The following is a 19,638-nucleotide window of genomic DNA, read 5'->3' as shown; positions in this document are numbered from 1 at the left end:
CCCGCCCGTACCGCCACAACTGTTCGACGCCGTCCTGGAATCATGCCTCACGCCGCTCGCCGCATACCTCCTTCACCCTGAGCCCGAAGCGGGCTGGGAGGCCGTGTCCGCGTACCAGAAGGACTGTCGCTGGAGCTGGGCGACCACACACGCTGGGCGATGCTGGCCCGCTGCCCCCAGCGGTGGCCGCAGCTCACCGCGCACCCCGTGTTCGGGGCAGCTGTCCAGCACCTGCTGCTGGACTAGGCCGAGACGCGGGCCCTCGAGGACGCCCGCCTTCGCGCCGCCGCCCTCGATGGCGAGGACCTCCCCGCCGACCCGGCGCCCGCTCTCAGCGAGGACCTGCTGCACGCCTGCCTTCCAGCCCTGTGCCTGCCCGAGCTGGCCGACCTGCCCAACCCGCAGGTGACCGCCCGCCGGACCCTGCACCACATCGCCCACCGCCTCCACAACAACCCGCGCCTGGCCGACCTCGCCGCCGACCAACTGCACTCGGCCGCCGACGCTCTCGCCACCCCCGACCACCTCGCCAGGGCCTGCGCACAGCTCGCCCGGCTCGGTCAACCGGCTGTCGTCTCCCCCACGCCGAGCCGGACCCTGATCCGCGTCCTCGACAACGTCGACCCCGACCACGACCGCCCGGCCCGGCTCCTGGAACGCCACCACGAACACCGCCGGGTCCAGGCCCTGACCGCCCTCGCCTCCAACCCGAACACCCCGCACACCGCCGTCGCGGACATCCTGGACACGCTGCACCCCGCCGAACTGGCCTGGATCGCCGAAAAGGCCGGAGGCCCCGACTGGTTCCTGGCCGCAGCGGCCGCCGTCCCGGTGCCCGAAGACGAGGACGACGGTGTGGTGCGGCTGGTCGACGACGAACTCCGCAAACACCCCGACCCCGCGGCCGTCCTGCAGTCCTGGCTCAACTCCCCCGCCACTGAGGAAATCACCGCCCGCTGCGAGGTCTACCGCGCCGTCGTGAAGTCCCGCTACCGCACCCTGAACCACCTGCGCCAGATCCCCGCCGACGAAGTCCTCACCAGCCACGAACCCGACGTCACCCTGAAAATCCTGCTGGACCGCTGCGAGCGCAGCACCCACCGGTGGGAAACGCTCGCCGCCACCATGACCTTCGCCTACGACGACGAGAAGATCACCTTCGGGGAGTACCCCGCCGGATCGCGCGGCTGCCCCCGCGGAGCCAACAGCGAGGGGTACGCTGCCCAGGCGGCGGTAGGCCCTCTGCCAGCACGCCCACCCGCAGTACGACGAATCCGAACGCCCAGCCGTAACGACCGCGTCGCACGGCCTGCCCGACCCCCTGCCACCGTGACGCATCCGCGTGAGGGATGTGCGGCACGCCCGTGAACACGTCACGCCAGCCAGCAACTCCTCCACCCGCCTCACCACCAGGCCGCAGGCGACACACGGCGCTGATCCGGGTCAGTCGGACAACCTGGCCACCGGCGCGGTGGCCTGGGGATTGTTGGTCACGTCATACAGGCCGAGGATTCCGTCGATCATCACCACCACAGGTCCCTGAGGGCGGCGAGCGGCGAGGCTCCACCAGTTGCTGGTGAACAACAGCAGGGTGACGTCGCCACCGGGCGGCCACGCTGGGCGCACCTGCACGACTCCTTCAGCAAGTCGGCCCGCTGCATGTTCCTCCGCGACCTCTTCGAGTTCCTGGAGCATTGCCACAGCGACGGGGTCCTTGGCCGTTGAAAGCGCGAGAGCGGTGTCCGTAAGACGGACACCGGCAGGCTCCGGCGCTGTGATGCCGTCGTTGTACTCGTTCCACAGGTGCATCTCGCGGTACTTGTCCAACGGCAACCACTGATACAGCTCCTCAGCGACGCGATCCATCGCTTCCCGGCGAAGAGCCGGAAGCTGATCAACGAAGTCGTCACCATCACGCTGAACATCACTCACGGCCCTCAGAGTGACAGCCCAGACGTGATCTGGCAGCACGATTCAGCGCCACATCACTCCGCCGGGCAGAACGGCACCAAGCTCCCCGACAGGTCAGGCACTGACGCGCCTGTTCCTTCGCCGCCGGGGGGGGGCGGAGAACGATGGAACCCCTGCGGCCGTCGCAGGCAGACCCCATCGTGTGCGTCGCCTCAGCAGCGCCGTACGAGCGTGAGCAGCTGCTCGCTGTGCGCCGGTCAGGAAGTCTGTTCGTCGTGGACGCTGACGTAGCCGGCCCGGCACTCACGGACCGCCTGGGCCAGCGCTCCAAGGGCGACGCGGGTGCGTTGCACGTCCTGGCCGTGGTCGAGGGCTTCGAGTGTCTCGGCCGCGGTGACCCGCACGGACAGGGGCAGGTCGTCGTGGGCGGCGAACTGGTAGGCGATCGAACGCCGGGCCTGCCGCTCCACGGTGCTCACTCCCCCGCTCGTCAGGGGGAAGACCACGGCCTCGTACAGGGTGACGGTCCGCAGGACGGCATCGGCGACCGCTTCCGCCTTCCCGTCGCCCACCGCGAAGCGCTTGAGATGACGCTCCGTCTGCAAAGAGCACAGCGTGATCACGATCCTCGCGCACAGAAGCAGCGCTCCCACACCGGCGAGAGCCCCGGCTCCGGCACCCAACGGGCCGCTCAGCACAAATCCGGTACAGGCCCCGGCGGTTGTCACACACATGATCAGCATCGCCAGTGCCGCGTACAGACGGGTGCTGCGGGACGCTGCGGATTCAGCGGGTACGGGCGCGGCCGAACAGCAGCCGGTCCGCGGCGAGCGCAGCATCCAGGTACGCATCGACCTGCGCGGCGTCGGCGGACAGCGGCAGCAGATCCAGTCCCAGAAGCAGGACCGCCTCTCCTGTGCGTGCCACGAGGTCGGTCCAGGGCCGGCGGGTGGGCAGTCCCAGCCAGCGGGAGATGCCGGGCACGTGCAGCAGCACCTGGTCGCCGACGATCTGCAGGCAGCACTCCAACTCCGGGACGATCTCGCGAGCGCAGGCCAGGCCGCCCAGGCTGGCGGACAGCCGCCGCATACGGCCCTCGGACGTCTCGGCCGTCTCGGCGGTGTCCTGGCCAGCCAGGGCCGGGGGGCGGGTGATCAGGATGTGCGCGGCCTCATGGCCGTCCGAGCGAGTGCCGGGCCAGGTCCAGGCGGCCATGGACGCCAGCAGTCTCAAATCGGGGCCGGTCGGGGTGAGCAGGGTGCTCAGAGCTCGTAACACGATCTTGGTCGGCAACCTCAGGGCCGCTTGGTGATGCGGCTTGAGCTTTCGATACGGTCGTGGCATGCGTGGCATCTTCGACGTGGCCCAAGCTCTGGACGGCGGAGTCTCCGACCGGGACCGGGCCTGGACGTTTATCCGCAGCTTTGCTGCCGCTTGGGGCGAGCCGTTGGTCGAAGGCGTCGGCTCTCTTACGGCGGAACTGGCACGGGCCGAGGCGACGCTCGGTTGTTCGCTGCCGGCCGCGCTGCATGAGGTCTATGCACTCGTAGGCACTCGGCCCGACCTGGTCGCCAATCAGGACCCCCTGCTGCCGCCTCACGAGATGTTCGTGCATGACGAGTGCGGCGGTGTCCTCGTGTTCCGTAGCGAGAACCAGGGCTGTGCTTTCTGGGGCGTGCGCCTTACTGACCTTGATCAGGAGGATCCCCCGGTGCTCGTTCAGGCGCGTCACGGCTGGGTGCCGTTCATGGACCGAGTGTCCCTGGCCTGCGTCGAGCTCGTACTGAGCGAGGCACTGTTCGGCGGGGAGGCACAGCTGTACAACGCTTGCGAGTTGCCTGTTGACCTGCTCAGGAAGGTGCCTGAGCAATTCCAGCAGGTTCCACTGCCGGACTACCCGATGTGGACGGGTCCAGAGGACTTTCCCGTGCGTTGGTTCTCCGCGCCGGGCAAGCTGCTGCGCCAAGACGGCCTGGACGTCCACAGCTGGCTTCATGTTCGGGGCCGCACCCGCACGGACTTGGATGCAATCTGCGCGACCATTCCCGGACGGTGGTCCCTGGGATACGCCGACTCGCTGAGCTCCGAGCCGCTGCCCTTCTGAGAGGGCGTTTGATCTAGGCGAATTACCGGTTATGCCCTAGTAGGTTCCTCGCCAGGTTGGTGTGGTCTCGTCTGTTATGCGCTTGGCGAGGTTGTCGATGGACGCGACGTGGATCATGGCCTCTGAGCTGGCGGTGAGGGTTTCGTAGTCTCGGGCGAGGCGTCGGTGCATCATGATCCACCCGATGTTCCGCTCCACCACCCAGCGTCTTTTCACTACGTGAAATCCGCGAACTCCGGGGTTCCTGTTGACGACTTCGACGTCGATTCCGAGCTTCGCCCCGTGCTCGACAAAGGCGTTCTTGAAACCGGTGTCGACCCAGCTTTTGGAGATGGTCGGATACGTTTCCTTCGCTTGGTCGAGGAGGCGTATTCCCAGGGCCTTTTCGTGGAGGCCGGCGGCGGTGACGGTCACAGCGAGGATGAGGCCAAGTGTGTCGGTCAGGATGCCGCGCTTGCGGCCTACGATCTTCTTGTCTGCGTCGGTTCCCTGGCTGGTCACGGGCACGTTGGTGGAGGTCTTCACGCTCTGGGTGTCGATGACGGAGGCGGTGGGTTCGGGCTTGCGGCCCTCCTTCACGCGGGCTAATCCCGTGAGGTCGTAGTTGAGTTGGGCGAAGATTCCTTCGTCACGCAAGGCGGGGTAGTAGAAGTAGAAGGTGCCGTGGCCCGGGAAGTCGTGCGGGAGGTATTTCCAGGGGATTCCTGTGCGGTTCAGGTAGAGAATCGCGTCGAACACATCACGGAGCTCGACTTTGGGTGGCTGGCCGGTGGGCCTGCGGTCGAGCCGGGCTTTCCGCCAGGCCGTCAACGTCGGTTCGATCAGGGCCCATCGGGCGTCGGACAGGTCGCTGGGGTATGGCTTCCGCTGGCTCACGTCGTAGCGTGATCATGGACTGCACCGGAAGTCATCATCCCGCCGCCTTTCAGGCGTTTCTGCGATCTTTTCGAACCAGACAAACTTCAGGTCACAAGATCGGATGAGGCGGACAGTCGAGTTCGCAGCTTCAGGAGGCTCGATAGTCGCTCACCCGACCATACGCCTCAAAATATGACACGGATGAAAGGCTCTAATCGAGCCTAACCTGCGTAAACACCCTCTCAGGGCGGCGTCAACCTCGAAGCCCGACAGCGACCTCAGGGCTTCCTGCCCCTGAGGAGGGGACAGGCCGTTCTCAGACCTGCCAGGGATCTTGCCGATCGAGCGCAGCCAGCACGTGAGTCGGATCGGCGATCAGGCCGGCCAGGCCGCTGGTCCGTCGCGCCCACTGCTCTGGATCCTCTCCCTCTGCGAACGCCGAGGCCGACGTGAACTGGTCCTGGAGGTTGACCGGCAGTCTGCCGGCCAGGGACGCACCGAGCTCTCGGCCCAGGACGGCTCGTGGCGATGACGGCCGCACGCGGCGGGCTGGCGTGCCGTTCGCCGGGACGACGGTGCCGCTCACGACCTCGAGAGCCGCAACGGCATCACGCACCCACCCGCCATCCCAGGAGTCGGGGAGCGGAACCGCGATCCGCTGAACACTGGCGATCGCGTCCCTCCCCAGCGCGAGCGAGAGCCCTCCCGGATCCTCGTGGAAGTTCAGGTAGCGGGCGACGTCGACGCCCGGCGGGCAGACCTCGTCGAGCACGACATCGCCGACGAAGTTGCCGGGGTCGACGAGCCACCTCTTCCGCACCACGCCGGATGGCTTCAGACGGACCCGATACAGATAGAACTGGCTGCGCTGGTCGGCCTGGTCACGGCTCCGACGCAGCATATTGTGGACAGCGGCCTCGTACGTGCCGACGTGGAGGGCCTTCGCCTGCTGGCTCGCGACCCACGCGGAAACCCGGCGCTCTCCGCCCGCCATCCTGCGGGTCTCGGGAGTCAAGCCGGCTGCCGGGTCGAAGTCCCGCGTCGGCCAGTCCGCCTGCGTGCTCGTGTGGTACCAGAAGAAACGCGCGACCCGGTCGTCGTCGAGCGCCGGGTCATCGGGGTCGACCGTTACCCGGGGCGAGTCCTCGTGCTCGCAGGTCATGCCGCAGCCGGGGCAGGTCTCCGTCGCCTGCTCCCACCGATCGATCCAGTCCAGATCGACGCGCCACCGATGATCGCAGCGCCCACAGGACATCTGCCGCTCGCGCCAGAAGTCAATCCGCCGTTCCACGGCACTATTCTCCGGAAGCGTCCGACGGAGAACCAGCCTCAGCCGAGGTCTCGAAGCTGCCGGAACTCCGCTTCCGCGGCATCTGCTTCGTCGCGGAGCAGATCGTCGATCTGCTCCGCGAACCTGCCGGGATCGTGCGGAACGCAGCTCAGCCGCGCGGCGGGCAGCATACCGCTCCCGCAAAGGCCATCTCGGCGTTGAACAGGAACTCGGACATAGCATCGAGAGAACTGCTCACGCTTGAGTTCTACGGACGGATGCGTCTGACGCGACGAGACCCCGGCGGATTCGTCGAGGCCTCGTCGCGCTCCGAGGATCGGTTCCCTGCTCGTCGCCGTCCAGAAGGGATCGCTCCCGCTGATAGCAGCGCACAGACTTCAATAGGGTCGAGGCACCCGCTAGAGGGGATTGCACGCCTCATCGTCTCTGGTCAGGACATCGAGCACAGGTGCCTGGTTACCCTCGGTGGTTTGCTCGGGAATCTGAACCACCGCTGACTGCGGCTGAGAGGTGCCGAAGAATGCCTCGAAGACGAGGTCGAACTCGCAGATGGTCGATTCCTTGAACACCGGTAGCCCGCGGATGGCATCGGCCGTGGTGTAGTGCTCACAGAACATGCGGGCCCGGTCGTTCTTGTTGTTCGACTCATTGGGCTGAAGTTCCGGGTAGTAGGCCTCGATCGCTCCCCGCTCCCAGATGTAGATGTCTTCGCGGCGAAGCATGCTCAGCAACTCCAGCTTCATTTTCTCCAGGTCCGAGTTCTCCGCTTCTTCAAGAATCCGCCGAGCCGTGCCGGAGGCGGATCGGGCGAAGAAGGCCTTCACCGCCGCGTCCAACTCCTCGAACGCGCACAGTCCTTCTGCATGCTCCGCGCTCTTGAGCTGTGCATGCTCCCACAGGGCACGTGCACTACCACTCTTGCTCAGGCTCTTGAGCGTGCCGGCGGACACCTTGGCGTCCTCGTCTTCTACGAGTTCGTTGACCTTCGAGACGACCTTGTCGCGCAGCTGCCGACAGTCGGCGCTCGCGCCGAGTTTGTCGAACCCGTCGAGTACGGCGTCCAGGTCCGCGACGACCGCAACTCTCATCTCGAAGCGCTTGAAGAAGCGACGGTATCGCTCGATGCTTCCTTTGCCTTCGACCTTGGCGATCGCCGTCCCCTGCTTGTCGAAGTCCCACTGCGGGCTGAGGGTGCGCGCGATGTGAGGGATGAGGGTTCGGTCGCTCGGTCCTTCCACGAGAAGCACCGATGTGGCGAAGAACGCCGCCTCGTTGTTCTCATGCGTAATGATCTCGAACTGATCCCGGGCATCCATGTCGGACAGGTCGATCACGCAGGTCCGGCTGGCTGGCGGATCCAAGGTGTGGTCCTTGACCACCTTGACGAAGGTGCCGGTCGCTCCAGGCGCACAAAAGGCCGACGAGTGTGTGCTGACCAGCACATCGTTGTAGTCGGAGAAGACGGTCAGGGCCTCGAAGAGCTTGCGTTGCGCCTGTGGGTGCAAAAACACCTCGGGCTCCTCGAACAGCAACAGGCAGGGCTGTTGAGTGCTGTCCGGCCGGGTCGGCTTCGCGGTCTTCAGATCCACGTAGGCTCGCAGGAGGGCGAAAGCCACGGAGCGACGCAGGCCGTCGCCTTTGGTCTTGAACGGGCCGCTGATGCCGTCGTTGACAGCGATTTGCGCTTCTTCGAGCAGGCTGCGGAGTCGCGGTGGAGGAATCTCGAGGCGAACGCTCGCCCGGGGGAAGGACTCCTGAAGGTTGCGCTGGATCAGCGACTCGATCTCGCGCACTTCCTGTAGCCGGCCGTCCGACTCACTTCCGTCCTCTTTGGCCACAACGTTCAGCTGGCTTCGAAGCTTGTCGAATGATGCTTCGAGCTCGGGCAGTTGATGTTCGATGTCCTCGAACAGGATGGAGAGCAGGCGTCCGAACGTCGCTGTCGAGCTGGTCTTCAGGTCGTCGTTGAGTTCTTTGACGGCCGGAATGTAGATCGGCTCCGGGAGCAGGGGGGCCACCGACTTGTCCAAGCCGGTCATCAGCGGGTCGTCGCCGGTGGTGTACTCATGGGGTTCAAGAGCCGCAACACAGTCGGCCCATTCTCGCTTCACCGCGGTGCGGTTGATCTTGCCCGACAGCCTGGCGAAGATCTCCGGATAGGTGTGCTGGACGTTCGCCTCAAGCTCCTCGGTCGAGATCTTGGGCTTGAGAACCTCATCCAGGGCTGCCTTCCTGAAGCGCTGGTCGCTCGGCACCTTCCGAACCACCCACATCTCGCCCTTGCCCGCCCCCTTGTACGTGCGTGCCAGGGTCAGAGTTCCGTCCGCAACCGCAGGTTCGATGCGTGAACGGTGGTTCTCCTCCAGGCGCTGCAGATCTGTCGCGCCGATGCCTGCAAAGGTGAGCTGGATGCGGATGGGGCGCGCCGGGTTCAGGAAGTCGGTGGCGATCGCGGCGCCAGAGCGGAGGAACATGTTCAGTGCCTGGAACACGGACGACTTCCCGGCGTTGTTCTCACCGATGAGGCAGCCGAACATGGAGAACGACATGTCCACGTGGTCCAGTCCACGGAAGTTGTCGATCCTGATGTGTTCGAGGCGCATGGTGCTCCAGGGGATGCTTAGTCCGGGCGAACATCCTAGGGGCCATGTGACTTCCCCTCCGCGGCTGACCAACGCTGAGGACGTCATCAGCATCACGCCAAGGCCAAGATTTCGGGTCGCGTGGCCGACAACGCCGCTCCACTTGAGCGCCGCTGGTGCACCACAGATCCCCACGAGCGGAGCAGCCACTCTCGTGACGTATAGGCACGGATGGTCCTTGGCCACAACTACGGCCTCATCCATGAGAGCCACCCGAAAGAGTGACCGTGGATCCGCCTCATTCCGAGATGATCAAAAAGACTTGGCTCCATGCTTCCTGAAGGATGCATGGACCCTCTCGATCAGAGCGGGGGCAGGCGCCGGATTTCACGCAACGGACAGGGAACATCGGGAGCTTGATGCTTCGGGGCACCCAGCGTGTGGAACCCATGGCATCGACCCGTTCGACCATGCCGAGTTCGGACACGAAACGGGCTACTACTACAGGGCATCGGGCCAGCCGGGGACCAGGATGTACCGGATGCACATCGGGACACCAACTCGAAGGAGACCAGGCCGAACGAGGGACCGGTGGCGACTTCCACGACCTACTCAAGGCCACTGCGCTCACACTGCCGGCGCCCTTGCATCTGATGCGCAAGGAGGCCTGGACCGGGATCCCCGGCAGGACCAACGAGCAGACGCTCCGCCCTCTTCAATGCAAGCAAGCTGGACGTCGACCACCGAGTACCGCTAGCCGAGGCCTATGACTCGGGCGCCTCGGCCTGGACCCCGAAGGAGCGCGGGGACTCCGACAACGACCTCGGTGACGCCCGCGGCCTGATCGCGGGCGCGGACCACGGAACCACCGACTCCCGGCAGGGTGCGGCATGGCGTACCACTTGCGCGGGCTGCTCCGCCCGCGGGGTCAGCCCATCCCCTGGAGCGGCTCGATCCGTACCGATCGCGGATCGAACGGCGTCCTGCCCGGACGGCCGGGCAGGAGCGTTACCGTGGCCAGCGTCTCGACCACCGCGCGCTGCCGGTCCAGCGTCAGATCCTTCCATGCCCTGGCGGGGTCTTCGGCGGTCACGATGTCCACCAGGATGCGCGCCCGCCGCGGGTGCGCCATCTGCGCCTCGACGTCAGCCAGCCGGGCCCTGATCCTGCGGGTAGCGGCCTTGAATTCGGCGGCGTCCGCATCGTCGTCATCCACGAACTCGTCGGTCAGGGACTGGGCCGCTCGCAGCAGGAGGACACGTCGGGTCGGCGACTCACTCTCGTCCGCCCGACGGTCACCGCAGGGCAGACGATTGAGCACGGCCTCGATCTCGCTCTTGCGCAGATAGCTGCGGCCGTCCCGACGCTCCAGGACGAATCCGGCCGCCACGAGCGCTCGCAAGGCCGGCTCAATCCGGGACGCTGGCACATATGGCTCCAGGATGCCGATGACGGCTTCGGTATCGGCCGGAATGCCGAGCGCTGCCAGCCCCTCCGCCACCCGCTGCTGCTCGATGGGGAGGCGGTCGACGAACTTGTGCACCAGACGTTGATGCACTTCGCTCGTCGGCACGGAGGACAGCCACGCTCCGATCTCGTGGACCTGCATCGCCGGCGGATCACTGCTGATGCCCGCGGAAAGCAGCTCGGCGAGCCGCGGGTTGCCGGCCAGACGGCCGTGAACGCGCCGTAGATCGCTCTCCGACAGGACGGCCAGTCCGTACGTGTCGCTCGGGTCCAGTGCGGCGAAATGCTTCCGCAGCCACAGTGGCTTGTATCCCCTGAGACCGATGTGGACGGCGTTCTCCGTCCACGCCACGCCTGTCGTCGCCTCGGGCACGTGCTGCGTCACGAAAACAACCTTGACGAGCGGGTTCAGACGGCTTTGCACGGCCTCCAGTGCCAGGTCGAGCTCCGAGTCACGCAGGACGTGCTCGTCGTCGAGAAGATTCTCCGCCGAGTCGATCACGATCACCGGCCGAAAGCCGCCAGTCGTATCGAGACCGTCGAGGGCGATCTCCAGACGAGCCCGTGCGAAGGGGCCAGCCGCCTGACCCGACCCAGGTGGTTCGATGTCCTCGACCAGGGTCGCCACGCCGATCTCTCCGTACGGTGTGGCGTCGTGCCAGCGAACGGCCGAGGACTCGTCCTCCGGGTCGGCCCTGCCCAGATCGGCGAGCACCTCGCGCACCAGCGCCGTCTTCCCTATCCCGGCCGGACCACTGACCACGATGACCGAGGTGGCCTGATCGTCCAGCGCCGCGCGAAGACGGCTCTGCGGACCCTCTCGGTCCACAAAGGCAGATCTGTCCCGCGCCGATCGGCCGGTCGGCCGCGCCACTACGGTGCCGGTCGCCCCTAGGATCGCTCCCGCGTCGAAGGACTCCGAGCGCGCCACCGACAGGTCCACCGTCCCGAGCAGGACCCTGGTGAGCCGCCCCGCCAGCCGTGCGCACCAGCGGCGGGCCTCCGGCGTACCGCTCTTGTACGCGCTGTGCAGCATCGCCTGGGCAAGCAGGGAGACCTTCAGTTGCCTGTGCCAATGCTCCGGATCCCCGCGCTTGTCGACGACGAACTGGAGCGCGGGTTCCCGAAGTGCGTCAATGATCTTTCGCACCCTGCCCGGCATGCCGCCATCGAGGCGCTTGTCGCGCTTGTCGCGCTCCAGATAGGCGAGAAACGTCTCCTGGCTGTCCGAGGAAGACTCCCCGATCTCCCGCGAGCAGAGCGAGATCAGCAAGGTGGCGAGATCCCGGCTGAGCGGTGCCCGCGCGTCGTAGGTGGCCAGGTCGATCAGCCGGAAACGGTCCGCTTCGACGCGCCCGTCGTACGCGGGTACAAGGATGTTGTCACCGTGGAGGTCGCCGTGTGTCCGGCCCACCAGACAGTGGATCTCCCGCAGTGTCGCGGGCATGTCCTTGGTGAACAGTCGCCACGGGTTGGGCAACGGCTGGCTCTCGCCCGGCAGTTCCAGGAGGTCCGGCGTGAGCAGGCCGCGCTTTCGCGCCCAGTCGTACAGCCACCCGTCGGTCCTGAAGCCGTCGCCCAGCTCGCACGTCAGCAACTCGGCCACCGTCGCCGACTGGTTGTCGTACTCATCACCAGTCCACCCCAGGAGCATCTCGCACCAGATCGTCTTGCAGGCGTCGGCGAGTCGATCGAGATCCACGTTCCCCAGGGGAATACCGTCCGCCATGAACTGACCGACGACAATGGCGTTCTGGGGACAGGCAACCGGTTGAAAGGCGAACTCGGCGAGGTGCTGTAGGCGGAATTCCTGGGGTGCCTCATGCAGGGCCGCTGCATGCTGTTGACTCTCCCGGCGGCGGTTCACCGGCACCGGCGGGCAGAACTTGATCACGCACCATTGCGGTTCGGGCCGCCCCGTGGCTTTGGTCAACAGCGCCTTCGCGAGCCGAGCTCCGGTAAAGCCCCGACTTCGTGCCTCGATGGTGCCACTACGGATCTTGAAGCCGCTGACGAGCAACGACTCGATGATCGCCGAAGCGACGTCGGCGTCTCCGAACTCACGAGTCAGATCCTCCAGGGCGGTCATGGCCGCGGGAACCTCGATTCCAGCTCTTGCTTCCTGATATGGAAATCGCCCTTGTCCTGGTCGTGATAGCGCCGGAAGTACCAGGCCGGCAGGCGGGGCTGGAGCCGTCGCATCTGATAGAGCGTGTCCTGGACCTGGCGGGCGAAGCAGGTCAGCACCTCCGGTGTGGTGATCACCGGCGATGTGGGGTTGTCGATGACCGCGCGCACAAGCCCCAGGACGCGCAGCCGCTCCTGAATGCTCGTCATCTGTGTGCGGTACATCTCCAGGCACAGGAGCAGCAGACCGAGCGAGGGAACAAACCACCCGGTGACCAGTCGGCTCATCGTCCCGCTGGTGGCGAGGGTCAGAAGGACCCCCGCCGCGGACCACAGCACCAGCACGCCGAGCATCAGCTGGGCGAAGCGAAGCCGGATCCGTGACCCCCAGGCCAGGTTCTGTTCCAGGCAGAAGAGCACGTCGTAGGGCGCGGCGGCATCCAGCACGAGGTAGTAGCCCCGCAGCCGGTCCTCACCGCCACGAAAGCGCCGGCTCAGCCGGCTCACCTCGTCGTCACCGATCCGGTTCCCGACCGCAACGCTGTTCCACGGCAAGCCGAGTACATCGGAGTCGAACATCTCCTGAAGGGTCGCGGCGATCCGCAGGTACCGCTCGGCCCAGGGCGCCATCACCCCCATGTAGAGCGCGGCCCAGAGCGTGCCACCGAGCGTGATGGCGGTGCCGTACCGCGCACCCGAGACGGACAGCAGGCCTGCAACGGCCAGAGCGATCGAAACGCCCAGGCTCAGCGTCTGTGCTCGCTGATTGCGGAGGTGAGCCACGGCGATGGCTTTGAGTACGCGCATGGCCGCGGCGTTCTCCTGCCGGTCCGCGATGTGCTGGGTGCTCACCAACGCCCCTCCCCCGAGTGCGGTTCCACGTAGTGAGTTTCACACGTCCGGTAGCCCTGGCGGTACAGTCAGTTCTCTTCCGTAACCGACGGTGCGCCCGCCAGGCCGCCGACGACTCGCTCGCGCACGAGATCATCGTTGTACCGTCCACGCTGCTCTACGGCGGCCGACTCGGCGAAGTGACCTTGCAGTGGCCACAGCTGGACTGGCTCACCGAATTCGCCGACCGCCTGGCGGAGTTGCTCACTGAACGCTCGTAGGCGGGCGATTTCATCCGGATTGGTGATCGGTTCGGGGAGCGGGTGCAGCGGGCGGGCGTTCGCGATGCCCTAGTGTGGCCACCGGCGTCTTCGAGCAGCTGCACCGCACCCTGCTTGCCGAGCTGAACGCGGCCGACGAGCTCGACTGGTCCAGGGTGTGTGTGGACGGTTCCCACATCCGCGCGAAATTGGGACAACGGCCCCGCAGCCCTGCTGTCGTCAACCACCGTGTACGACACCGCCCAGCCCGCTGGCCTCGTGGCCGACCACAACCGGCTGCGCCGCGTCTTCCACGAAACCCTGACCGAACAACGCCACAGCGGCGGCAAACGACGGCCGCCCTACATGAAGGGCGATCCCGCGCAGAGCGGCTCCGACGATCTCGCGTGGGACGCGGCAGCCGCCCTCATGTACGGCAGCAACCAGGGCCTCGTCCCTCACGGGCCTGTGCGTGACGTGCTGGTCGAGGCCATCCTCGGCCGCCTGGCCGAAGACGCCGAACGAAACCGCGGCAAGGACGAAAGCCTGGAGGACATCACTCTGTCCGACCTGCCCTCCGGCTCGGTGAAGCTGCTGACCTGGTACCTCCAGCACCGGCCCGGCGACAGCGCGAACCTCCTCGGGGCGATCTGCCTCAAGGCCCGCGTGCGCCTGGGCCTTGCTCCCGCCCAGGTCGGCAGTCTGCTCCGCCGGTCCTTCCACCTGGACAGCGGCCTAGACGGCACGACCATCGACACCCTGCTGGACATAGCCCTTCCCCCCTTCCGCATCCGGCTACCGCAAGCGCTAGGGACCGCGGACATGCACCGGAGCTGATGCGGCAGCAGAGCCGTCGTCACCCGGCGCGGGCGAGAGGACGGTCACCGAGAGTCGCGCAGCGTCAGACACCCGAGCATCCCCGGGAGTTGTACTCCCGGGCTACCACCGGCTGCACTGGTTCCCCTACGAGATCACGCGGTGTGCTCGGCTGGCGCGCAGCACTGTAAGCACACGCTCGGTCTACGGGAACTACAAGTACCGGCCGCCGTTCCCCCAGCTCCTCCCGCCCGGCGACGCAGCCTTGAACCTCAAGAACCTGGCGCCCAACCGCTGGGGAACCACTACGGCCGGCCCCTGCAGTATCTGCACCGGACCGATCCCGGCGACAGGCCCGCACCAGGCCTGGCTCTCCCAGGTGGTCGCGACCGACGTTCTGCCGCTTCTGGTCAACGCCTGCTCCCCCGCCTGCCTCGACGACCTACCACCCGGAGCGAAAGGCCACCTCCCTGCGCACCTTCACGGCGGCGGCATCCAACAGCCCCCACCACGCTGACCATCGCCACCCGGGCTCAAGACTCCAGAGACAGCACGACCGGCAGGTCTCCCACTACGCCACCATGCGAAGGAGTCCAACGCCGTGCACACGCCGACGGACGCGACGGTCATTGATCTCGTCCACGGCGGACGCGGCGCACACCGCCCCCGGACAGGCACTCCCACGTGACCGTCCCGGCAGGGGCGAAGTCTCCGCGATGAACAGGTGAGCCAGCAGCGAAGCTCTGCTCCCCGCTACGGGGCTCTGCCCCGTGCCAGCGTCGCTGACAGCACCGTTGGCCTGCCAGGTGATGGTCCAGATCGATGTGGCAGTGACGGTGTGGCGGTGGGCGGGGGCGTGAACGGAGGTCGGCTCGCAGAGGTAACCGCATTCCAGGGAGGCTGTCTTGCCCTGGAATGGCTGGCAGCGGTTGCCAGGGCCGAAGCTGACCACCATGGCCTGGGCCGCCACGCATGTCTCAGCGGACCGAGGACACTTGAGCGCGCACCGTCCACTGCCACCGCGCCTGCGGAGGCCCGTCGTGGCGAGGGGGCCGTGGCCGGGCTGTAGGTGGTTGCGGTCTGCGCCGCCCACATCCAGCTCGGCATGCCCACCGCGTAGGTGCCCGCCGAACTGGGGCTGGCTGCCCTCGAACCCCGCCGGCCTTGGATTCCACCGCCCGCGCGGCTCACGCTTCGGGGCGAGGCGTGGGCCTGACCATGTTCAGAAGGGCAGGCCCTGCAGGTCCACGCTGACCGTGGGATACGGGAGGCTCGCCAGGTCGTAGATCATGGTGCTCACTGGCAAACTCCTTTCGTCACCCGGTTGTTGTTCGGTGACGGGCGCGGTGAGGCAGTTCCATCCCAGCTGCCTGTAGAACGGGACCTGGTCCGGTGTGCAGTGGAGAACTATCGTCTGGGCTCCCGCCGCTCGTGCGTGTTCGACCGCCACACTGATCACCGTCCGGGCGATGCCCTGGCGTCGATAGGCTGAATGCACCAGCACCCCGCTCAGAACAGCCGTGCGACGCCGTGATCCGTCGAAAGCCATGTCCCGCAGCAGCCATCCCGCAGAAGCAACCGGCAGGCCATCGCAGACAGCCGTGAGAGTGTGCTGTCTGTCGGCCCACACCATGCCGAGCCCGTTCATCCCGAAAGACTTGGGCAGGCCGTCGCACAGTGCGGCACCGTCAGCCGGGGAACCAGTACCCCGGGAATGGAGCAGCCGGAAGTCCTTCCACCCGTCGCAGACGACCTCCTCCGCACCGGCTGCAGTGATCGGGCCGAACCGGTAACGCAGGCAGTGCAAGCCACTGGAGTGGACCGTCCCGTCAGGCTGGGCGCCCAGGCGTCGCAGGACCCCGATCGAGGCCTGATTGCCGGGCAGGACGAACGCGTACACGGCGGGGAGCGAGAGGCAGCCGAAGGCAAGGTTCAGGCACGCACGGCCCGCTTCGCGGGCGATCCCGCGTCCCTGGGCCCGCGGGTGCAGAGCGAAGCCGAGATCGACGCCGTACTCGGGACGATTGCGCAGGCCCACCCGGCCCAGAAACTCGCGCGTGGCAGCATCCCTGACCGCGAAATCGCCATACCCGTGCCTGGCCCAGTGAGCGACGTGAGCGTCGCACATGGCATCGGCCGCGGAACGATTCCCCGCACGGCCGGTCGCAAGCCACCGCATCACACTGTCCTGGCTCACCACAGCCTCGAAGAGATCCTCGCTGTCCTCGCGGCCCATCGGTTCCATGACAAGCCTCCGCGTACGCAGAACAAGTCCACGTGACCGGGCCACCCGCCAACTCCCCTCGGTCAAGGACTGAAGGAACGTACCCAGCGAATCAGACCGACAACCGCCACGCGGCAGCCTGCCCCGTCGGTTGCCCTGCCTCCTTCTGACCGTTGCACACCAAGACACGGGACAGGTGGCCTGTCTGATGAACGTCCCTTGCCACACCTACTCTCATCCTGAGATCTGGCACCACGGCCTGGCTGATGATCCAGAAGGAGTTGATCAGCGTGACCGCCGCTCCGCACAGGATCGCTCTGCAACGGTGCCGCGGTCATCACCGCGGCACTGCACGGCCTTGCCGCGGGACCCGAGATGAGGGGGCTACTGCTGTTCCCCAGGCGATCGCCGCGATGATGTGCGCGAGCACGCTCAAGAACAGGCCGACGGACATCACCCCCACGATGCCGCACAGCCGTGCGATCCCCAACGGCCCGCTACTGTTGCCGTGCATATCGATCACGGCTTACTCCTCCTGCCGGTGTGCGGACGCGGCTCGTCCGACAGACAGGCGCACCGACCGGGCCCGTCCGCGAACCGCTTACGGCGACCTCACCGGGGCCGGCGATGCAACGGAGGTGAGCAATGGCCGCGATACTCAATCGCGGTGAAAGCGAGGCGCCCAGCCGAGATTCCGGCACCGGCGTCAGGGAAGGGCCAGGATGTTTGGTTGGAAGAAGAAGCGCAGGACATCTCCCAACGATCTGATGGCGCAGCTCAGGCCCGACCTGAGTCGGGAATCACTCGGCGTCGGGCCCAGCTTCCCGGGCGTCGCCCCGAACCCGCTCCTGAGCAGTGATGCACGGAAGCGCAACGCGGAACTGCGCACGGGGGCGCTTGCGCTAGGCGTTCTCGTCGACTGGCGGGAAGTCAACAGCAATCCACGCGTGGTCCTGATGTTGGACGTGGACACTGCCGACGGCATCTCGTTCCGCGGTATCGCAGACGAAGACCTCACCATCACCGAGCTCACCCAACTCGCCCCAGGACAGACATTCCCCGTGCGCTACAGGCCAGCCGTCATGGACCACTACGTCGCCCTTGCCCGGGACGCGGACCCCGCCCACGTGCAGCAGCTCACTGACGAGATCGCGAGCCGCAAGCGGACCTGACCCGAAGCCATCGGCCCGGACCCCAACATTTGAGATGCACGACGGAGATCGTCACCAGCACTGTCGGCGCCGACCTGCGTTCCGGGCTGACCGCAGATGGGGTGGAGTCGAGATAGTCGATCACCGTGCGGGCAGCGTCGTGGGTGAACCAGGTGGCAGCCAGATCGCCGTCAAGGACTTCCTAAAGGTGGAAGGTGAAGGCGCGCGCAGCCGGTGAACCGTGCCTTCCAGTCCCACGACACTTCGGACACGGTTTTGGCCGGGGACGGTTAGGAGTGGCGATGGCCGAAGGAGTGCCCGACGCGCAATTTGTATCAATGATTTGACACAAACTTGCACTGGGCTGCATCTTGTACTCACCACTTGATACAAGTGGTGAGTACAAGATGCGAGCACACGGGGGGCTACTCATGCACGAACTCCGCACCGGTCCACGCCCCACCGCCATGGATCGCTGTGCGCGCTGGACCGGGCTGCTCGTGGGACTTCTCGCCGCCCGCATGGTCAGTTCGAACGACGGCCTCGGCGTCGGCATGCTCTACGCCATCCCTGTGTTCGGGCTCTGCGCGGTCGCCGGGGTCTTGGTCGGCGACGCGCTGACAGCGCCGCCGCGGGGAACCGTCCGCACAGCCGGTCTCACGCCACGCCGCATGCGCGACTACGTGCCACCCCGCATGACCGCGCTGCTGCTCGCCGAGGCCGCCGCCCTAGTCGTCGTGCTGACGGTGGCCGCCGCGGTCGCCTCACCCGACGACATGGGCCGCGCCGGGCGCTCTCTGACCATAACCTGCCCAGGCGACAGAACAACGAGCTCAAGTCCCTGGCCGGGCCTCTTCTACAGCCTGCCAATCCTCGCCGCTCTCGCAGTCTCCACCGCCGCGTGCGCTTGGTCGCTGGCCAGGATCGCCCGCCGCCCCGGCAACGAGCAGACCCGCCACAACCGGTCGCTGGCGACGGTCGCCGCATGGGGCCTGCTGGTCTCCACCCCGCTCCTCGGCGCCACCTCGACCGCGTCGGGCGCACTGATGGACACCGACTGCGACGGCATGGTGGGGCGCCTAGCCACCTGGGTTCTGTGGCCCACAGCTCTGGTCGCTCTCATCACCGTGCCGTGGTGCCTGTTCACGCTGCTCGCGCCCAAGGCCGGGGTGCGCCGGTGAACGCTCCCGCCATCCGCGTCGACACCGCGAGCCCCGTCCCGCCCTACGAGCAGATCCGCGCCCAACTGGCCACACTGATCACCACAGGCCGCCTCCGCGAGGAGGAACGCCTGCCCACGGTGCGCCAACTGGCGGCCGACCTGGGCCTGGCCGCGGGCACGGTGGCCAGGGCCTACCGTGAACTGGAGACGGCATCCCTGATCCGCACCCGCCGTGGAGCGGGAACACGGGTGGCACCGCTACCGACACCGGCCCGGACACCGACCGCGGCCCAACTCGCGGAGCTGGCTTCCCGCTTCGTAGCCGAAGCCCGAAGCCTGGGCGCGGACCGCGAAACCGTACAGCAGGCCGTACGCGACGCACTGCACGATTAGCCGCCCCACGGGAAGCGCGCACGACGGCCACCGCCGCACCGGACCGAAACAGGCTACACCGGCGCAACCACGTCAACCGAGGCGCCGGCGTCTCGGTTCGCGGCGTCCGCTACCACGAGGAACAGGGACTGCTCGCCCTCGAACGCAGCCCTTCCGGCCAGCGCCTCTACCGGCAGGACGCCGTCCCCTTGGTCCGCTTCTTCCAGCGGATGTACGCCGCCGGTCCCACCAGCCAGAGGATCACCGAACACCTTCCGTGCTGGGACGCCGGGCACACCGACACCGACAAACGAGCCATTACTGACCTTTGCGGCGTGTTGTCGTTGCGGGCTGACGCGGCCCGTAAGTTTGCGATAGCTCAAGGAGCTTCGGCGGGAACTCACGGGTCTGTCGCCCTGATGTCAGGGGATGGACCCGTGGGTTCACGGGGAAGTCGCGGGGCCGGGCTTGGTGAATGCTTG

Annotated in this window: 19 protein-coding genes and 1 pseudogene; 8 read left to right on the top strand and 12 right to left on the bottom strand. The window is 66.7% G+C overall.

Features of this window, described 5'->3' with window-relative positions; translation table 11 throughout:
- Positions 1 to 72: 72 nt before the first annotated feature.
- Complete coding sequence (locus ACIPSE_RS43540; RefSeq protein WP_401674888.1) at positions 73 to 351, bottom strand: hypothetical protein; 279 nt, start codon at positions 349 to 351, stop codon at positions 73 to 75.
- 54 nt (positions 352 to 405) lie between these two features.
- Between ACIPSE_RS43540 and ACIPSE_RS43535 the strand changes: the two genes are divergently transcribed.
- Complete coding sequence (locus ACIPSE_RS43535; protein WP_401674885.1) at positions 406 to 1,368, top strand: hypothetical protein; 963 nt, start codon at positions 406 to 408, stop codon at positions 1,366 to 1,368.
- A gap of 75 nt (positions 1,369 to 1,443) precedes the next feature.
- Here ACIPSE_RS43535 and ACIPSE_RS43530 read toward each other — a convergent pair whose 3' ends face one another.
- The 3 genes from ACIPSE_RS43530 to ACIPSE_RS43520 all read right to left on the bottom strand — a co-directional run bounded on the left by ACIPSE_RS43530 (position 1,444) and on the right by ACIPSE_RS43520 (position 3,189).
- Positions 1,444 to 1,932, bottom strand: coding sequence for a hypothetical protein (locus ACIPSE_RS43530; RefSeq protein ID WP_401674882.1), 489 nt, complete (start codon positions 1,930 to 1,932; stop codon positions 1,444 to 1,446).
- Positions 1,933 to 2,168: 236 nt separating this feature from the next.
- Positions 2,169 to 2,516 carry a hypothetical protein gene (locus tag ACIPSE_RS43525; protein WP_401674880.1) on the bottom strand — a complete coding sequence of 116 codons (348 nt, stop codon included), beginning with the start codon at positions 2,514 to 2,516 and terminating at the stop codon, positions 2,169 to 2,171.
- Between the two features lie 181 nt (positions 2,517 to 2,697).
- Positions 2,698 to 3,189: a hypothetical protein gene (locus tag ACIPSE_RS43520; RefSeq protein WP_401674877.1), complete on the bottom strand. Its 492-nt coding sequence runs from the start codon at positions 3,187 to 3,189 to the stop codon at positions 2,698 to 2,700.
- Positions 3,190 to 3,253: 64 nt separating this feature from the next.
- On the opposite strand from ACIPSE_RS43520, the gene ACIPSE_RS43515 reads away from it, so the two are divergent.
- Positions 3,254 to 4,015 (top strand): SMI1/KNR4 family protein, encoded by a 762-nt coding sequence (locus ACIPSE_RS43515; protein WP_401674874.1) that lies wholly within the window; start codon positions 3,254 to 3,256, stop codon positions 4,013 to 4,015.
- A gap of 36 nt (positions 4,016 to 4,051) precedes the next feature.
- Here ACIPSE_RS43515 and ACIPSE_RS43510 read toward each other — a convergent pair whose 3' ends face one another.
- The 6 genes from ACIPSE_RS43510 to ACIPSE_RS43485 all read right to left on the bottom strand — a co-directional run bounded on the left by ACIPSE_RS43510 (position 4,052) and on the right by ACIPSE_RS43485 (position 13,192).
- The gene (locus ACIPSE_RS43510) at positions 4,052 to 4,891 is read right to left on the bottom strand and encodes an IS5 family transposase (RefSeq protein WP_401674871.1); all 840 of its coding nucleotides are present in this window, start codon (positions 4,889 to 4,891) and stop codon (positions 4,052 to 4,054) included.
- A gap of 298 nt (positions 4,892 to 5,189) precedes the next feature.
- Positions 5,190 to 6,164, bottom strand: coding sequence for a hypothetical protein (locus ACIPSE_RS43505; protein WP_401674868.1), 975 nt, complete (start codon positions 6,162 to 6,164; stop codon positions 5,190 to 5,192).
- A 38-nt stretch (positions 6,165 to 6,202) separates the two neighbouring features.
- On the bottom strand, positions 6,203 to 6,334 hold the full coding sequence (locus tag ACIPSE_RS43500; protein ID WP_401674866.1) for a hypothetical protein: 132 nt from the start codon (positions 6,332 to 6,334) through the stop codon (positions 6,203 to 6,205).
- Positions 6,335 to 6,562: 228 nt separating this feature from the next.
- Entirely contained in the window at positions 6,563 to 8,767 is a 2,205-nt protein-coding gene (locus ACIPSE_RS43495; RefSeq protein WP_401674864.1) for an ATP-dependent nuclease, read from the bottom strand.
- Positions 8,768 to 9,674: 907 nt separating this feature from the next.
- Positions 9,675 to 12,302 (bottom strand): AAA family ATPase, encoded by a 2,628-nt coding sequence (locus ACIPSE_RS43490; protein ID WP_401674862.1) that lies wholly within the window; start codon positions 12,300 to 12,302, stop codon positions 9,675 to 9,677.
- Entirely contained in the window at positions 12,299 to 13,192 is an 894-nt protein-coding gene (locus ACIPSE_RS43485; RefSeq protein ID WP_401674860.1) for an S-4TM family putative pore-forming effector, read from the bottom strand. The genes ACIPSE_RS43490 and ACIPSE_RS43485 overlap by 4 nt, the downstream gene beginning before the upstream one ends.
- Before the next feature lie 32 nt (positions 13,193 to 13,224).
- On the opposite strand from ACIPSE_RS43485, the gene ACIPSE_RS43480 reads away from it, so the two are divergent.
- Both ACIPSE_RS43480 and ACIPSE_RS43475 read left to right on the top strand, forming a co-directional pair.
- Positions 13,225 to 13,452 (top strand): hypothetical protein, encoded by a 228-nt coding sequence (locus ACIPSE_RS43480; RefSeq protein ID WP_401674857.1) that lies wholly within the window; start codon positions 13,225 to 13,227, stop codon positions 13,450 to 13,452.
- Between the two features lie 228 nt (positions 13,453 to 13,680).
- The gene (locus tag ACIPSE_RS43475; RefSeq protein WP_401674855.1) at positions 13,681 to 14,268 is read left to right on the top strand and encodes a hypothetical protein; all 588 of its coding nucleotides are present in this window, start codon (positions 13,681 to 13,683) and stop codon (positions 14,266 to 14,268) included.
- A gap of 1,201 nt (positions 14,269 to 15,469) precedes the next feature.
- Here the strand turns inward: ACIPSE_RS43475 and ACIPSE_RS43470 are convergent.
- Entirely contained in the window at positions 15,470 to 16,492 is a 1,023-nt protein-coding gene (locus ACIPSE_RS43470; protein ID WP_401674853.1) for a GNAT family N-acetyltransferase, read from the bottom strand.
- A 316-nt stretch (positions 16,493 to 16,808) separates the two neighbouring features.
- The gene (locus ACIPSE_RS43465; protein ID WP_401674851.1) at positions 16,809 to 16,994 is read right to left on the bottom strand and encodes a hypothetical protein; all 186 of its coding nucleotides are present in this window, start codon (positions 16,992 to 16,994) and stop codon (positions 16,809 to 16,811) included.
- A 199-nt stretch (positions 16,995 to 17,193) separates the two neighbouring features.
- Between ACIPSE_RS43465 and ACIPSE_RS43460 the strand changes: the two genes are divergently transcribed.
- The 4 genes and pseudogenes from ACIPSE_RS43460 to ACIPSE_RS43445 form a co-directional block, all read left to right on the top strand.
- Positions 17,194 to 17,643, top strand: coding sequence for a hypothetical protein (locus ACIPSE_RS43460; protein WP_401674848.1), 450 nt, complete (start codon positions 17,194 to 17,196; stop codon positions 17,641 to 17,643).
- Between the two features lie 446 nt (positions 17,644 to 18,089).
- A complete protein-coding gene (locus ACIPSE_RS43455) occupies positions 18,090 to 18,803 on the top strand; it encodes a hypothetical protein (RefSeq protein ID WP_401674846.1) in 714 nt (237 codons plus the stop codon).
- Positions 18,800 to 19,177 carry a GntR family transcriptional regulator gene (locus ACIPSE_RS43450; protein WP_401674843.1) on the top strand — a complete coding sequence of 126 codons (378 nt, stop codon included), beginning with the start codon at positions 18,800 to 18,802 and terminating at the stop codon, positions 19,175 to 19,177. Before ACIPSE_RS43455 ends, ACIPSE_RS43450 begins: the two co-directional genes overlap by 4 nt.
- 83 nt (positions 19,178 to 19,260) lie before the next feature.
- Positions 19,261 to 19,638, top strand: a pseudogene (locus tag ACIPSE_RS43445) (MerR family transcriptional regulator); the annotation flags it as partial.

It is taken from the genome of Streptomyces sp. NPDC090106, assembly GCF_044747265.1.
In the GTDB taxonomy this organism is placed as follows: Bacteria; Actinomycetota; Actinomycetes; order Streptomycetales; family Streptomycetaceae; genus Streptomyces.
Note: the sequence above shows the minus strand (reverse complement) of the source record. Positions and strands in the feature narration are given on the sequence as shown.